Source organism: Streptomyces griseoluteus, from assembly GCF_004784465.1.
GTDB classification, from domain to species: Bacteria; Actinomycetota; Actinomycetes; order Streptomycetales; family Streptomycetaceae; genus Streptomyces; species Streptomyces griseoluteus.
The window spans coordinates 553,353-567,761 of record NZ_SRRU01000004.1 but is presented as its reverse complement, the minus strand read 5'-3'; the positions used below and the strand labels follow the sequence as shown (position 1 = coordinate 567,761).

Sequence of the window (14,409 nt, the reverse complement as noted above, 5' to 3'; positions counted from 1 at the left end):
CTTTTCCGGATCATCATCCCGGTAACTTCCCTCGCGCACCGGCATCTTGTGCCGAGCGCGACGCTCCGTGCGCGGGCCGTGACCCACACGGTCCGCGTGCGGCGTGGCAGGATCGGAAGGCCATGACTGAGAAGCTTCACGCCCCCGTGATCGACTGGTTCGACTCCCATGCCCGCGACCTCCCCTGGCGCCGCCCGGAAGCGGGGCCGTGGGGCGTGATGGTCAGTGAGTTCATGCTCCAGCAGACCCCGGTCAGCCGGGTGCTGCCGGTCTACGAGCAGTGGCTCGCCCGCTGGCCCCGCCCGGCCGACCTGGCCAAGGAGCCGCCCGGCGAGGCGGTGCGCGCCTGGGGCCGGCTCGGCTACCCGCGCCGCGCGCTCCGGCTGCACGGCGCGGCCGTCGCCATAACGGAGCGGCACGGCGGGGACGTACCCACCGACCACGCCCAACTGCTGGCGCTGCCCGGCATCGGGGAGTACACCGCCGCCGCCGTGGCCTCCTTCGCCTACGGGCAGCGCCACCCGGTGCTGGACACCAATGTGCGCCGGGTCTTCGCCCGTGCGGTGACCGGGGTGCGCTACCCGCCGAACGCCACCACGGCCGCCGAGCGCAGGCTCGCCCGTGAGCTGCTGCCCGACGAGGACGGCACGGCCGCGCGCTGGGCCGCCGCCTCCATGGAGCTGGGCGCGCTGGTGTGCACGGCGAAGAACGAGGAGTGCCACCGCTGCCCGATCGCCGCGCAGTGCGCCTGGCGGCTCGCGGGCAAGCCGGAGCACGAGGGCCCGCCCCGGCGCGGGCAGACGTACGCGGGCACCGACCGCCAGGTGCGCGGGAAGCTGCTCGCGGTGCTGCGGGACGCGCATGTGCCGGTGCCGCAGTCGGCGCTCGACCGGGTGTGGCCCGAGCCGGTGCAGCGGGCCCGCGCGCTCGACGGCCTCGTCACCGACGGTCTGGTGGAGCCGCTGCCCGGCGGCATGTACCGGCTGCCGCTCGGCTGACCCACAGGAAGGTCACAGCCACGGGCCGCCCGTCACGCCCCGGCCAGCCCAACAAAGGGCCCCATAGAGGAACATGACGGGCGCCTTCCTTACCCCCGGCTCACGGCTGTTACACAACCGACGGACAGCCGAGTGCCGGCCGCAGGCTTCCTCGGACAACCCCGTGACAACCGCTCCGTAGCTTCGTTCCGTGCCCGGCGGACCACCGGGCCTGCGAAAGAAGGCCCCGGCGTGGACCGGGGCGACGGGGAACACGGAAGGTGGTCGGGTCATGGCGCAGGGCGAGGTGCTCGAGTTCGAGGAGTACGTACGGACCCGGCAGGACGCGCTGCTGCGCAGTGCCCGCCGCCTGGTGCCGGACCCGGTGGACGCGCAGGACCTGCTCCAGACCGCGCTGGCCCGCACCTACGGGCGCTGGGACGGCATCGCCGACAAGCGGCTGGCCGACGCCTATCTGCGCCGCGTCATGATCAACACCCGTACGGAGTGGTGGCGGGCGCGCAAGCTGGAGGAGGTGCCGACCGAGCAGCTCCCCGAGGGCCCGGTCGCGGACTCCACCGAGCAGTACGCCGACCGCGCCCTGCTCATGGACATCCTGAAGGTGCTGGCTCCCAAACAGCGCAGTGTCGTGGTGCTGCGACACTGGGAGCAGATGTCCACGGAAGAGACGGCCGCGGCCCTCGGCATGTCCGCGGGCACGGTCAAGAGCACGCTGCACCGGGCGCTCGCCCGGCTCCGCGAGGAGCTGGAGGCCCGCGATCTGGATGCACGCGCGCTGGAGCGTGAGGAGCGGGAGCGTTGCGCGGCCTGACTGGGGGGCCCAGACGTGTCCGAGGCGTACGCGCGGTGATCCTGGCGGTGGCCGGGATCGCCGCCGTCGGCCTTTCCGCGACCGCCTGCGGCGCCGGGGGCACCGGCGCGCGGGACGAGGGACCGGCGCACGCCTCCGCCGTGGTCGGCGCGGCACCCGCCTCCCCCTCCCCCAGCCCGGCGGCCGGCTACCACCGCGTCGACGCGGTGAGCCTGCTCAAGCGGGACCCCGCGGTCTCTGCGGCCGTCAAGCACGAGCTGAAGCCGTGCGGCAGCGGCGACGACTACCCCGTCGACGTCTCCTACGGCGACCTGACCGACTCGGCCCGCTCCGATGTCGTGGTCAACGTGCTGACCTGCGCCGACGCGGTCGGCATCGGCGCGTATGTGTACCGGGAGAGCAGGGGCTCGTACCGGAACGTGTTCAAGACCGAGGAGTCGCCGGTCTACGCGGAGATCGATCAGGGCGCGCTGACCGTGACCAAGCAGGTGTACAGCAGGGGGGACCCCATCTCCAGCCCCTCCGGCGAGGACGTCGTCCCCTATACGTGGAAGGCGGGCCGGTTCGTGGCGGGCAAGCCCGTGCACACGGACTACAGCGGGGCGGTGGGCCACGAGCCGACGCCCGTGCCCGGCGACTGACGCGCCGCCCCTGATCACGAGGACTGAGAGCACCGGATGCCAGAGCACACGCACGTCCTGTTCGTCGAGGACGACGACGTCATCCGTGAGGCCACCCAGCTCGCCCTGGAGCGGGACGGCTTCGCGGTCACCGCCATGCCCGACGGCCTGTCGGGGCTGGAGGCGTTCCGCGCCGACCGGCCCGACATCGCGCTGCTGGACGTGATGGTGCCGGGGCTGGACGGGGTGAGCCTGTGCCGCCGTATCCGGGACGAGTCGACGGTGCCGGTGATCATGCTGTCGGCGCGGGCGGACTCCATCGACGTGGTGCTGGGCCTGGAGGCCGGCGCCGACGACTACGTGACCAAGCCGTTCGACGGCGCGGTGCTGGTCGCCCGCATCCGGGCGGTGCTGCGCCGCTTCGGGCACGCCGGGCATCCGTCCGGTACCGGGGCGGACGGCGCGGCGGACAGCGACGGGGTGCTGACCTTCGGCGAGCTGGAGGTGGACACCGAGGGCATGGAGGTGCGCCGGGCCGGGCAGCCGGTGGCGCTCACCCCGACCGAGATGCGGCTGCTGCTGGAGTTCTCCGGCGCGCCGGGCACCGTGCTCTCCCGCGACAAGCTGCTGGAGCGGGTCTGGGACTACGGCTGGGGCGGGGACACCCGCGTGGTCGACGTCCATGTGCAGCGGCTGCGGCAGAAGATCGGCCAGGACCGCATCGAGACGGTCCGCGGCTTCGGCTACAAACTGCGGGGCTGAGGGCGGTCATGCGGAGTCTCTTCGGACGTCCGGTGCGGCGGGTGGCGGGCGTGGGCCTGCGCACCGGTCTGCGGTGGAAGCTGAGCGCGGCCATCGCGCTGGTCGCGGGGCTGGTGGCCATCGCGCTGAGCCTGGTCGTGCACAACGCGGCGCGGGTCTCCATGCTGGACAACGCCCGTGACCTGGCCAACCAGCGGGTCCAGCTCGCCCAGCGCAACTACGAGCTCGCCGGGCGGCCCAACTTCCCCAGCATCAAGATCGACGACCCTGCCCTCCCGGCCGAGCTGCGGGTCAAGGTGGAGGAGGGGCGCCGGGCCAGCTACGTCAGCGACACGGGCAGCGGCGAGCCGGACATCTGGGCCGCGGTGCCGGTCAAGAACGGGCATGTGCTCTCGTTGCACGGCGCCTTCCCGGACAAGTCCGCCGACGTGCTGGCCGACCTCGACCAGGCGCTGCTCATCGGCTCCATCGCGGTGGTGCTCGGCGGCAGCGCGCTCGGCGTAGTGATCGGCGGCCAGCTCTCCCGGCGTCTGCGCAAGGCGGCCGCCGCCGCGAACCGGCTGGCGGCCGGCGAGACCGACGTACGGGTACGGGAGGCCATCGGCGGAGTCGTACGGGACGAGGCCGACGACCTGGCCCGCGCGGTGGACGCCATGGCGGACGCCCTGCGGCAGCGGCTGGAGGCGGAGCGGCGGGTCACGGCCGACATCGCGCACGAGCTGCGTACGCCGGTGACCGGGCTGCTCACGGCCGCCGAGCTGCTGCCTCCCGGCCGGCCCACGGAGCTGGTGCTGGACCGGGCCAAGGCGATGCGCACGCTGGTGGAGGACGTGCTGGAGGTGGCCCGGCTGGACGGGGCCTCCGAGCGGGCCGAGCTGCAGGACATCATGCTGGGCGAGTTCGTGGCCCGGCGCGTGGCCGCGAAGGACCCGGACATCGCGGTACGGGTGGTGCACGAGTCCGAGGTCACCACCGACCCGCGCCGGCTGGAGCGGGTGCTGCTCAACCTGCTCACCAACGCCGCCCGGCACGGCGAGCCGCCCATCGAGGTGACCGTCGAGGGCCGGGTGATCCGGATACGCGACCACGGCCCCGGCTTCCCCGAGGCGCTCCTCGCCGAGGGCCCGCTCCGTTTCCGCACCGGCAGCGAGGACCGCGCCGGCCAGGGCCACGGCCTCGGCCTCACCATCGCCGCCGGCCAGGCCCGCGTCCTCGGCGCCCGCCTCACCTTCCGCAACATCCGCCCCCACGGCGAGGGCGCGGTGGCCGTCCTCTGGCTCCCCGAGCACGCCCCCACGGCGACGGGCAGCTACACGGTCCCGCCCACCCTGCGAAGCTGAACGGGAAAAGGCCCCCCGACCGGCAGTCGGGGGGCCTTCTCATGATCGAACCAGGTCAGACCGCTTCGATCACCGGGGCCGGGATCGCGTCCGTGGGCTCGGTCGACGGCTTCTGGGGGCCGCCGCGCAGCGGGACCTCCTTGACGAAGACGGCCGCGACGAGGACCACGACGGCGATGGCGGAGCCCAGGAGGAAGGCGGAGTGGGTGCCCGCGGACACCGCGTGCTGGTACGCCTCCCGCGCCGCGGCCGGCAGCTTGGCGAGGCTGGCCGCGTCGAGCTGGGCGGACTTCTCGGTGATGCCCTTGCCCAGCGCACCGGCGCGCTCGGTCATCACGTCCTGCACCCGGTTGTTGAACAGGGCGCCCATGACGGCCACACCGAACGAGGAGCCGAGGGTACGGAACAGGGTGGCGGAGGAGGACGCGACGCCCATGTCCTTCATCTCCACGCTGTTCTGCGCCACCAGCATGGTCACCTGCATCAGGCAGCCCATGCCCGCGCCGACCACGGCCATGTAGATCCCGGAGGTGAGCCGGGTGGTGCCGGTGTCCATCGTGGACATCAGGTACAGCCCGATGATCATCAGCACACCGCCGGCGATCGGGAAGACCTTGTACCGGCCGCTGTTCGTGGTGACCCGGCCCGCGACCATCGAGGTCACCAGCATCGCGCCGAGCATCGGCAGGAGCAGCAGCCCGGAGTTGGTGGCCGAGGCGCCCTGCACGGCCTGCTGGTACAGCGGCAGGAAGAGCGTCGCGCCGAACATCACGAAGCCGGTGACGAAGCCGATGAGGGACATCAGGGTGAAGTTCAGGCTCTTGAAGATGTGCAGCGGCAGCACCGGCTCGGCGGCCTTGGTCTGCCAGAACACGAACCCGACCAGCGAGACCACGCCGAGGGCGATCAGCTCCATGATCCGCGCGGAGGTCCAGGCGTACTCCGTACCGCCCCACGTGGTGACCAGCACGATCGCGGTGATGCCGACGGTCAGCAGGACCACGCCGAGGTAGTCGATCCCCGCCTTGGCCCGCTTCTTCGGCAGGTGCAGCACGGCCGAGACCAGCGCCAGCGCGACCGCGCCGAGCGGCAGGTTGATGTAGAAGGTCCAGCGCCAGCCCCAGTTGTCGGTGATGGTGCCACCGACCAGCGGGCCGCCGATCATCGCCAGCGCCATGACGCCGGCCATCATGCCCTGGTACTTGCCCCGCTCACGCGGCGGGATCAGGTCGCCGATGATCGCCATGACGCCGACCATCAGACCACCGGCGCCCAGGCCCTGGACGGCCCGGAACGCGATCAGCTCGCCCATCCCCTGGGCCATACCGCTCAGCACGGAGCCGATCAGGAAGATCACGATCGAGCCGAGGAAGGCGCCCTTGCGCCCGTACATGTCACCGATCTTGCCCCAGACCGGGGTCGAGGCCGCGGTGGCGAGGGTGTACCCCGTCACGACCCAGGACAGGTGCTCGAGCCCGCCCAGGTCGCCCACGATGGTGGGCATCGCGGTGCCCACGATCATGTTGTCCAGCATCGCCAGCATCATGGCGATCATGAGCGCGAGCAGGACCACTCGTACGCTCTTCGGCTTCTTCTCCGGCTGCTGGGGCTCCGCCTGGCCCGCCTTGGCCGTCTGCGTGTCCGCCATTTCTCCCACTCCCCCTGGCGACTGCTACTTACTTGTCGCCCGGCTAGTTCACTACACTGGAAGGTAGCCTGCTACTAGCCGGGCGTCAAGTAAGTTTCCGCGGGAGCGGGGGGAGTACGAGGATGGGCGACACCATGGACGGCACCAAGCACCAGCGCCGCGGGAACACCCGCCAGCGCATCCAGGACGTCGCGCTCGAGCTCTTCGCGGAACAGGGCTACGAGAAGACCTCGCTGCGCGAGATCGCGGAGCACCTCGATGTCACCAAGGCGGCTCTCTACTACCACTTCAAGACCAAGGAAGAGATCATCGTCAGTCTCTTCGCGGACCTGACGCAGCCGATCGAGGACCTGATCGAGTGGGGCCGCAGCCAGCCGCACACCTTGGAGACCAAGCAGGAGATCGTACGGCGCTACAGCGCGGCGCTGGCCGGGGCGCAGCCGCTCTTCCGGTTCATGCAGGAGAACCAGGCGACGGTGCGGGAACTGCGCATCGGCGACACGTTCAAGGAACGCATGAAGGGCCTCAGGGAGATCATCATCGATCCCGAGGCCGAGATGGTGGACCAGGTCCGCTCGATCAGCGCGCTGTTCACGCTGCACGCCGGCATGTTCGTGCTGGCGGACCTGGAAGGCGACCCCGAGAAGAAGCGCGAAGCGGTTCTCGAAGTCGCCGTGGATCTGGTGACGCAGGCGCACGAGGGCGCCCGCGGCAGGAGGTAGTCCGGACATCCGTGGTCCGGACTACCGGCGGTGGCCGGTGAGGGCCGGGGGGCGGTGGCCCAGGGCTCAGACGTGGACGCCCTGGGTCCGCAGGAAGCTGACCGGGTTGACGGCCGAGCCGTAGTTCGGCGTCTTGCGGATCTCGAAGTGCAGGTGCGGGCCGGTGGAGTTACCGGTGCTGCCCGACAGGGCTATGTGCTGGCCGGTCTTGACGACCTGGCCGATCCTGACGTCGACACGGGACAGGTGGGCGTACTGCGAGTACAGACCGTTGCCGTGCTTGATGACGACGGCGTTGCCGTACGCGGGGCCGTCACCGGCGCCGTTCGGGCCGGCCTTGACGACGGTGCCGCCGTGGGCCGCGAGGACCTCGGTGCCGGTGGGCACCGCGAAGTCCTGACCGCTGTGCTTGTGCGCCCAGTGGCTGCCGCCCTGGTCGAAGCTGGCGGAGAGGGTGTACTTCTTCACCGGGTCGACCCAGGAGGTCGCGGAGGCGGAGGCGGCGCTGGCAACCCCGCCACCCAGCACGGCCGCGGCGCCGACACCGGCGGCCAGGACGGCCACGCGAGTGCGGAGCGCGGACGTACGGACAGACGTGGAACGCTTGAACATCGATACCTCGTGAACTCGGAGACAGAGAGCCACCCGGCGTACGGATGTTTCACCGTGTGCCGGGCGGGACTCCACATTGGTAACCCCTCACCCCATCCATGTTCAAAGGGCCCATCTACGGCACGAGGTAGTAGAAGTACCTGAAACCGGTCATCTCTTGACAGGCCGGACACCCCGGTCGGACCAGGCGGTACGGCCTGCTGGTATCACTCTGCGTTTCGACGTGTACGTCTGGGTTTGCCCTGGTTTGAAATACCACTATCACGGTTAGTACCGGACATTTCGCCTGTGCGGCATGTCACCGGCGGGGTGAGTCCGGGGCCCTATAAATGTGACGCGCGCCTCTAGCAACCTACCGTCCGGTAACCCTACGGTTCCTCTCGCGCCACCCGCTCCGCAGAGCATGCACTGCACCGTACGGACGCGAGAGGACCCCCCTTCATGACCAGACGCCCCTTGGCGCGCCGGATGGCCGCCATCGCCGTCTCCACCGCCGCGCTCACCGCGCTCGCCGCCCCCGCCGAGGCCGCCACCACGGCCCCCGCCGCCGCCGTCGACTACGCCACCTGGCAGCAGGACTGCGGGCGGGTGATGAGCGAGGCCCTCCCCTACATCCAGAGCCGCGCGGCCGCCGGCGCCGGCGAGAAGCAGGCCATCGTCCTGGACGTGGACAACACCACCCTGGAGACCGACTTCGGCTTCCAGTTCCCCCAGCCCGCCAACCGCCCTGTCCTGAAGGTCGCCCAGTACGCCCAGGACCACGGCGTCGCCCTGATCTTCGTCACCGCCCGCCCCGGCCTCCTGCACTGGCCCACGTCCTACAACCTCGAACACGACGGCTACCGCGTCACCGACCTCCGGGTGCGCGGCCTCATCGACCTCTTCAAGGACGTCGCCGCCTACAAGACCGCCCAGCGGGCCGACATCGAGCGCCAGGGCTACACGATCATCGCCAACATCGGCAACAGCGCGTCCGACCTGAGCGGCGGGCACGCGGAGCGGACGTTCAAACTCCCGGACTACGACGGACAGTTGTCCTGACCCGACCCGCCGTCCCGGGCTGGGCTCCATCCCGACGACGGGGGTGAGGGATGGAGCCGGCAGCCATCGTCACGGAAGCCCTGACGCATCGGCTGCGGGGGGTCAACTGATGCGTGCACCACCGAAGTTCAGGCCGAACATGAGGCACCTCGCCGCCAACCCCCGTGGTGCGACCTGAGCTGTGTCCTGCGCCGGAGCCGCTACCAGGCCCTGAGAGCCTGTCAGGCCGATGTTATCGGGGCGCACTTGTTCAGCGGCTGCGGTATTCCGGTGCCAAGTAGCCGCGGAAGACGTGCGGTGACGGCGATGAGCGGGCTGGCCTCGTTCCGCGTCAGCAAGGCAAAGTCGGGCGGGTGATACGCGATCCCCGTGATGATGCCGAACTGCTGGCCTTGGTTCGCCGATACGTCACGCCCGAGCGGCGCTACCTGAAGCTCGGCGGCAGCCTGCTGCGCATGCCAAGTCCTGCATCAGACCGACTCATGCGAGATCTCCGTGAGGACGCGGGACTCATCACCCCGAGTGAGATCGCCAAGCTTCTTGAGGGCAGCTGGCGCGAACGGAGAACTGCGGCTTGGCTCGTGGCTGTCTCCCGCAGAACCGAATTCCGTGAAGACGTCGGTCGGCTCCTCATGGCCAGCGAAGTCTGTTGTGTCGGGGTGGCCTACAGCGTGACCCTGGCCAGTTTCGGAACGGCGCGGGACGCTGATCTGCTCGCCGCCTACCTGGACCGCTACCTCCGCCGCCCTGATCTCCCGTACGACCAAACCGTCGTCATGGGCGCTCTCCAGTTCATCGACCTGAACCTGGGAGGTGGTCAAGCCGACCGCTTCAGGGAACCGGGCGGCCTGTGGCAGCAGTGGCTCCAGGATGCGCCTCATACGCAGGCCGCCTGGGACCCCGCCCCTTCCAATTTGAGCCTCATCCGTCGGCTTTGTGCGTTCGTCGACGAATGCGCCGAGGCCCGATAACGGCCACTCCGGTGGCCTCACCGGACCATGCCTGGGGACGCGTGGACTCCCCCTCAAGAAGCCCTGGACGCACTGCCCCGCAATCGCTTCAGCGGCGGCCAGTCACTCAGTCCTCCAAGAGCGTCCAACTCGTTGCGGCGGCCCTCTGAAACCCAAAAGGGGCCGGTGCCATTTGGCACCGGCCCCTTCGGGGCTACGCGGACCCCCGGAGGGTTACGCGTCCTTGCTCAGGTTCGGGCCACCGCCCGCGGCCTGCTCGATCGGCGGGGCGTCGGGCAGGGCGGCCTTTTCCTCGCCGCGGAAGGTGAAGGTCTGGTTCTCGCCCTCGCCCTCCGTGTCGACGACCACGATGTGACCGGGACGCAGCTCGCCGAAGAGGATCTTCTCCGAGAGGGTGTCCTCGACCTCGCGCTGGATCGTGCGACGCAGCGGCCGCGCGCCCAGCACCGGGTCGTAACCCTTCTTGGAGAGCAGTTCCTTGGCGGACTGGGAGAGCTCGATGCCCATGTCCCGGTCCTTGAGCCGCTCGTCCACCTTGCTGATCATCAGGTCGACGATCCGGAGGATGTCCGCCTGAGTGAGCTGCGGGAAGACGACCACGTCGTCGACGCGGTTGAGGAACTCGGGACGGAAGTGCTGCTTCAGCTCGTCCGACACCTTGTTCTTCATGCGCTCGTAGTTGGTCTTCGTGTCGCCGGAGGCGGCGAAGCCCAGGTTGAAGCCCTTGGAGATGTCCCGCGTGCCGAGGTTGGTCGTCATGATGATGACCGTGTTCTTGAAGTCCACGACCCGGCCCTGGGAGTCGGTCAGACGACCGTCCTCCAGGATCTGCAGCAGCGAGTTGAAGATGTCCGGGTGGGCCTTCTCGACCTCGTCGAAGAGGACGACGGAGAACGGCTTGCGGCGCACCTTCTCGGTGAGCTGGCCACCCTCCTCGTAACCCACGTAACCGGGGGGCGAACCGAAGAGCCGCGAGACCGTGTGCTTCTCGCTGAACTCCGACATGTCGAGGGAGATCAGCGCGTCCTCGTCACCGAAGAGGAACTCGGCGAGCGCCTTGGACAGCTCGGTCTTACCGACACCGGACGGACCGGCGAAGATGAACGAGCCACCGGGACGCTTCGGGTCCTTCAGACCGGCACGGGTACGGCGGATCGCCTTGGACAGCGCCTTGACGGCGTCGACCTGGCCGATGACCCGCTTGTGCAGCTCCTCCTCCATGCGGAGCAGGCGGCTGGACTCCTCCTCGGTCAGCTTGAAGACCGGGATGCCCGTGGCGGTGGCGAGGACCTCGGCGATCAGCTCGCCGTCGACCTCGGCGACGACGTCCATGTCGCCGGCCTTCCACTCCTTCTCCCGCTTGGCCTTGGCGGCCAGGAGCTGCTTCTCCTTGTCGCGCAGGGAGGCGGCCTTCTCGAAGTCCTGCGAGTCGATCGCGGACTCCTTGTCCCGGCGGACACCGGCGATCTTCTCGTCGAACTCGCGGAGGTCCGGCGGCGCGGTCATCCGGCGGATGCGCATCCGGGAACCGGCCTCGTCGATCAGGTCGATCGCCTTGTCCGGCAGGAAGCGGTCCGAGATGTACCGGTCGGCCAGGGTGGCCGCCTGGACCAGCGCCTCGTCGGTGATGGAGACGCGGTGGTGCGCCTCGTACCGGTCGCGCAGGCCCTTGAGGATCTCGATCGTGTGCGGCAGCGACGGCTCCGCGACCTGGATGGGCTGGAAGCGGCGCTCGAGGGCCGCGTCCTTCTCCAGGTGCTTGCGGTACTCGTCCAGCGTGGTGGCACCGATGGTCTGGAGCTCACCGCGGGCCAGCATCGGCTTGAGGATGGAGGCGGCGTCGATCGCGCCCTCGGCGGCGCCCGCACCGACCAGCGTGTGCAGCTCGTCGATGAACAGGATGATGTCGCCGCGGGTGCGGATCTCCTTGAGCACCTTCTTCAGGCGCTCCTCGAAGTCACCGCGGTAGCGGGAGCCGGCGACCAGGGCACCGAGGTCCAGGGTGTAGAGGTGCTTGTCCTTGAGGGTCTCGGGCACCTCACCCTTGACGATGGCCTGGGCGAGGCCCTCGACGACGGCGGTCTTGCCGACGCCGGGCTCACCGATCAGCACCGGGTTGTTCTTCGTACGGCGGGACAGCACCTGCATGACCCGCTCGATCTCCTTCTCGCGCCCGATGACCGGGTCGAGCTTGGTTTCACGAGCGGCCTGGGTGAGGTTCCGGCCGAACTGGTCAAGGACGAGGGAGGTCGAGGGGGTGCCCTCGGCCGGGCCGCCTGCGGCCGCGGTCTCCTTGCCCTGGTAACCGGAGAGCAACTGGATGACCTGCTGGCGCACCCGGTTGAGGTCTGCGCCCAGCTTGACCAGGACCTGGGCGGCGACGCCCTCGCCCTCACGGATCAGGCCGAGCAGGATGTGCTCGGTGCCGATGTAATTGTGGCCGAGCTGAAGGGCCTCGCGGAGCGACAGCTCCAGGACCTTCTTGGCACGGGGGGTGAAGGGGATATGACCGGACGGGGCCTGCTGGCCCTGACCGATGATCTCCTCCACCTGCTGACGGACCGCCTCAAGCGAAATGCCGAGGCTCTCCAGGGCCTTAGCGGCGACACCTTCACCCTCGTGGATGAGACCCAGGAGGATGTGCTCGGTGCCGATGTAGTTGTGGTTGAGCATCCGGGCTTCTTCCTGAGCCAGGACGACAACCCGCCGCGCGCGGTCGGTGAACCTCTCGAACATCGTTAATCGCTCCTCAGAGCGGTCAGGCAGTGGGGGGAACTTCCCCTCCCTGTCCTTCCGCAGCTTAGTCCCGCAAGCGGGGACCGCTCATTCCAACTGCCGACACCGTCGATGGCCTCCTGACCCCGAACGCCGACATCTGCTCCAACTCGATGGTGCGAGACGATGTTCCCGCAGGCCAGGCAGTTACCCCACTCGCCGTTCCGCCGATGGCGAACGTGAGACGGCCTTTCCTGCGTGTCGCCCCCCTCCCACTAGGCATGTCTTACCCGCGGTGACGGGCGGTCCATGCCGCGCGCACCCTTTCCCTCCGCTATGGGCGAACAACCTCGGGGCTCGGGGTGCGCCCATGCGCTCCCCCTCGTCACACAGAGCGTGACTCTCCGGACGCTCAGCGTAACTCCTGAGCGTCCTTGTCGGTTGCACCTGGCATGGCTGGCTCAATGTCCCCGGCATCCCCGGAACCCTTCCCGGCGTCATCGGCGCTGCCCTTCCCACGCCCGCGGCGTCCGCTCGGGCCGGCCCCCGGAGCGGCGGCCCGGCACTGGTACGAGGACGTGCTGGGGTGGGCGACGGCGCCGGGGGCACCGCTGCGGCTGGTGACGGGGATGCGGTTCGACGTGCTGGACGTCCCGGCCGAGGCGGGGGCGGTGGCGCTCAGGCATCTGGCGCCCGCTTCCCCGGTGGCCCTGGTGGGCGGCCGCATGCGGCTGCTGGTGGCCGCGGGCAGCGCGGAGGAGCTGCCGGGGCTGCTCGACTGGCTGGAGTGGGGCGCGCTGACGCTGGACCTGCGGGCGCTGGGCGCCGGGGGCCTGACTCAGGCGCCGGCGCCGCCCGTGCGGGCGGTGGGCGCGGCGGTGCAGCGACCGGACGCCGGGGCCTTGCAGGGGGCCGCCGTATGGCTGCGGCCCCCCGAGCCGGGGCGCGATGTGGAGGCGGTACTGCCCGCGCTGCCGTCCTTCGGGGGCGTCACGGGCGCCCCCGACCTCGTACGGCTGGTGGACACCGTGGCGGCGCAGTGCCACCGGGTCCGGCTGCGGCGGGGCGCCGGGCCCCGTTCGCGGGGGCGTGATCAGCCGTTGGCCTTCTCGTAGGCCTCGCGGATGGACGCGGGGACGCGGCCGCGGTCGTTCACGTCGTAGCCGTTCTCCTTGGCCCAGGCGCGGATGGCCGCGGTGTCCTGGTTGCCACCGGAAGCGGCGCGGGCCGCCTTGCCGCGGCCACCGGAGGAACGGCCACCGGTACGCCGGCCGCCCTTCACATACGCGTCGAGAAGGCCGCGCAGCTTGTCCGCATTGGCGGTCGTGAGGTCGATCTCGTACGTCTTGCCGTCCAACGCGAACGTCACGGTCTCGTCAGCCTCGCCGCCGTCGAGGTCGTCGACAAGAAGGACCTGAACCTTCTGTGCCACGGGATTTCCTTTCATCGATAACGTGAGGGCGGGGAGGTCCGCGGCGTACGCCGTTTAGCCGCCCCTGTTATATGCAGTGCAGCAGTACGCCGGAAAGCAAACCGCTTTTGCCGGAAAAACACAAACCCTCGGGGAGAGACCCCACGCCCTCTCACGTCCGGAAACGTGCGCGTTTCGGACATAGGGAACCGGGGCATTGGCGATCACAGATGCAGAAGCATCCGGCTGTTGCCCAAGGTGTTGGGTTTCACTCGTTCGAGACCGAGGAACTCCGCGACGCCCTCGTCATAGGAGCGCAACAGCTCCGCGTACACATCGGCGTCCACCGGTGTCTCACCGATCTCCACGAAGCCGTGCTTGGTGAAGAAGTCGACTTCGAAGGTCAGACAGAAAACCCGGCGAACGCCGAGCCGGCGCGCGGTGTCGAGCAACTTCCCCAGCAGCCGGTGACCCACTCCGGCGCCCTTGAGGGCCGGGTTCACCGCGAGGGTGCGGACTTCCGCGAGGTCTTCCCACATGACGTGCAAGGCGCCGCAGCCGACGACCTCGGCGTTGTCGTCGCGTTCCGCGACCCAGAACTCCTGGATGTCCTCGTAAAGGGTGACCGTGGCTTTGTCGAGCAGGATGCGGTCACGCGAGTAGGCGTCGAGGAGTCGTCGGACAGCGGGAACATCGCTGGTCCGGGCGCGCCGGACGGTGATGGCATTCGCGGAGACTTCGGGGCTCTTCGCTGACAT

General features: G+C 69.7%; 14 protein-coding genes. 9 read left to right on the top strand and 5 right to left on the bottom strand.

The annotated features are described in order from the left end of the window. Positions 1-122: 122 nt before the first annotated feature. The 5 genes from E5082_RS14575 to cseC all read left to right on the top strand — a co-directional run bounded on the left by E5082_RS14575 (position 123) and on the right by cseC (position 4,531). On the top strand, positions 123-998 hold the full coding sequence (locus E5082_RS14575) for an HhH-GPD family protein (protein WP_135791643.1): 876 nt from the start codon (positions 123-125) through the stop codon (positions 996-998). A 271-nt stretch (positions 999-1,269) separates the two neighbouring features. Continuing rightward, entirely contained in the window at positions 1,270-1,809 is a 540-nt protein-coding gene (locus E5082_RS14570; RefSeq protein ID WP_031182797.1) for a SigE family RNA polymerase sigma factor, read from the top strand. 35 nt (positions 1,810-1,844) lie between these two features. Further along, positions 1,845-2,450, top strand: coding sequence for a hypothetical protein (locus E5082_RS14565; protein WP_135791642.1), 606 nt, complete (start codon positions 1,845-1,847; stop codon positions 2,448-2,450). A gap of 36 nt (positions 2,451-2,486) precedes the next feature. Further along, positions 2,487-3,191 (top strand): two-component system response regulator CseB, encoded by a 705-nt coding sequence (gene cseB, locus E5082_RS14560; RefSeq protein WP_135791641.1) that lies wholly within the window; start codon positions 2,487-2,489, stop codon positions 3,189-3,191. An 8-nt stretch (positions 3,192-3,199) separates the two neighbouring features. After that, positions 3,200-4,531: a two-component system sensor histidine kinase CseC gene (gene cseC / locus E5082_RS14555; RefSeq protein WP_135791640.1), complete on the top strand. Its 1,332-nt coding sequence runs from the start codon at positions 3,200-3,202 to the stop codon at positions 4,529-4,531. Positions 4,532-4,586: 55 nt separating this feature from the next. Here cseC and E5082_RS14550 read toward each other — a convergent pair whose 3' ends face one another. After that, the gene (locus E5082_RS14550; protein ID WP_190045278.1) at positions 4,587-6,179 is read right to left on the bottom strand and encodes an MDR family MFS transporter; all 1,593 of its coding nucleotides are present in this window, start codon (positions 6,177-6,179) and stop codon (positions 4,587-4,589) included. A 122-nt stretch (positions 6,180-6,301) separates the two neighbouring features. Between E5082_RS14550 and E5082_RS14545 the strand changes: the two genes are divergently transcribed. Continuing rightward, positions 6,302-6,901, top strand: coding sequence for a TetR/AcrR family transcriptional regulator (locus tag E5082_RS14545; RefSeq protein WP_135791639.1), 600 nt, complete (start codon positions 6,302-6,304; stop codon positions 6,899-6,901). 66 nt (positions 6,902-6,967) lie between these two features. On the opposite strand, the gene E5082_RS14540 is transcribed toward E5082_RS14545, so the two are convergent. Further along, complete coding sequence (locus E5082_RS14540; RefSeq protein WP_135791638.1) at positions 6,968-7,513, bottom strand: M23 family metallopeptidase; 546 nt, start codon at positions 7,511-7,513, stop codon at positions 6,968-6,970. 441 nt (positions 7,514-7,954) lie between these two features. Here E5082_RS14540 and E5082_RS14535 point away from each other — a divergent pair, with 441 nt between their 5' ends. Further along, entirely contained in the window at positions 7,955-8,554 is a 600-nt protein-coding gene (locus E5082_RS14535) for an HAD family acid phosphatase (RefSeq protein ID WP_135791637.1), read from the top strand. A gap of 353 nt (positions 8,555-8,907) precedes the next feature. Beyond that, complete coding sequence (locus tag E5082_RS14530) at positions 8,908-9,525, top strand: DUF6000 family protein (RefSeq protein ID WP_135791636.1); 618 nt, start codon at positions 8,908-8,910, stop codon at positions 9,523-9,525. 213 nt (positions 9,526-9,738) lie between these two features. On the opposite strand, the gene E5082_RS14525 is transcribed toward E5082_RS14530, so the two are convergent. Continuing rightward, positions 9,739-12,261 (bottom strand): ATP-dependent Clp protease ATP-binding subunit, encoded by a 2,523-nt coding sequence (locus E5082_RS14525; protein ID WP_086694985.1) that lies wholly within the window; start codon positions 12,259-12,261, stop codon positions 9,739-9,741. A gap of 443 nt (positions 12,262-12,704) precedes the next feature. On the opposite strand from E5082_RS14525, the gene E5082_RS14515 reads away from it, so the two are divergent. Beyond that, a complete protein-coding gene (locus E5082_RS14515) occupies positions 12,705-13,355 on the top strand; it encodes an SCO3374 family protein (RefSeq protein WP_135791635.1) in 651 nt (216 codons plus the stop codon). On the opposite strand, the gene E5082_RS14510 is transcribed toward E5082_RS14515, so the two are convergent. Both E5082_RS14510 and E5082_RS14505 read right to left on the bottom strand, forming a co-directional pair. Continuing rightward, entirely contained in the window at positions 13,334-13,672 is a 339-nt protein-coding gene (locus E5082_RS14510; RefSeq protein WP_135791634.1) for a histone-like nucleoid-structuring protein Lsr2, read from the bottom strand. The genes E5082_RS14515 and E5082_RS14510 overlap by 22 nt on opposite strands. A 203-nt stretch (positions 13,673-13,875) precedes the next feature. Then, entirely contained in the window at positions 13,876-14,409 is a 534-nt protein-coding gene (locus E5082_RS14505; RefSeq protein WP_086694982.1) for an amino-acid N-acetyltransferase, read from the bottom strand.

Coding starts and splice junctions, on each gene's coding strand:
- E5082_RS14575 (WP_135791643.1), top strand. CDS start 123: ATGACTGAGAAGCTTCACGCCCCCGTGATCGACTGGTTCGACTCCCAT.
- E5082_RS14570 (WP_031182797.1), top strand. CDS start 1,270: ATGGCGCAGGGCGAGGTGCTCGAGTTCGAGGAGTACGTACGGACCCGG.
- cseB (WP_135791641.1), top strand. CDS start 2,487: ATGCCAGAGCACACGCACGTCCTGTTCGTCGAGGACGACGACGTCATC.
- cseC (WP_135791640.1), top strand. CDS start 3,200: ATGCGGAGTCTCTTCGGACGTCCGGTGCGGCGGGTGGCGGGCGTGGGC.
- E5082_RS14550 (WP_190045278.1), bottom strand. CDS start 6,179: ATGGCGGACACGCAGACGGCCAAGGCGGGCCAGGCGGAGCCCCAGCAG.
- E5082_RS14545 (WP_135791639.1), top strand. CDS start 6,302: ATGGGCGACACCATGGACGGCACCAAGCACCAGCGCCGCGGGAACACC.
- E5082_RS14540 (WP_135791638.1), bottom strand. CDS start 7,513: ATGTTCAAGCGTTCCACGTCTGTCCGTACGTCCGCGCTCCGCACTCGC.
- E5082_RS14535 (WP_135791637.1), top strand. CDS start 7,955: ATGACCAGACGCCCCTTGGCGCGCCGGATGGCCGCCATCGCCGTCTCC.
- E5082_RS14525 (WP_086694985.1), bottom strand. CDS start 12,261: ATGTTCGAGAGGTTCACCGACCGCGCGCGGCGGGTTGTCGTCCTGGCT.
- E5082_RS14515 (WP_135791635.1), top strand. CDS start 12,705: ATGTCCCCGGCATCCCCGGAACCCTTCCCGGCGTCATCGGCGCTGCCC.
- E5082_RS14505 (WP_086694982.1), bottom strand. CDS start 14,409: ATGTCAGCGAAGAGCCCCGAAGTCTCCGCGAATGCCATCACCGTCCGG.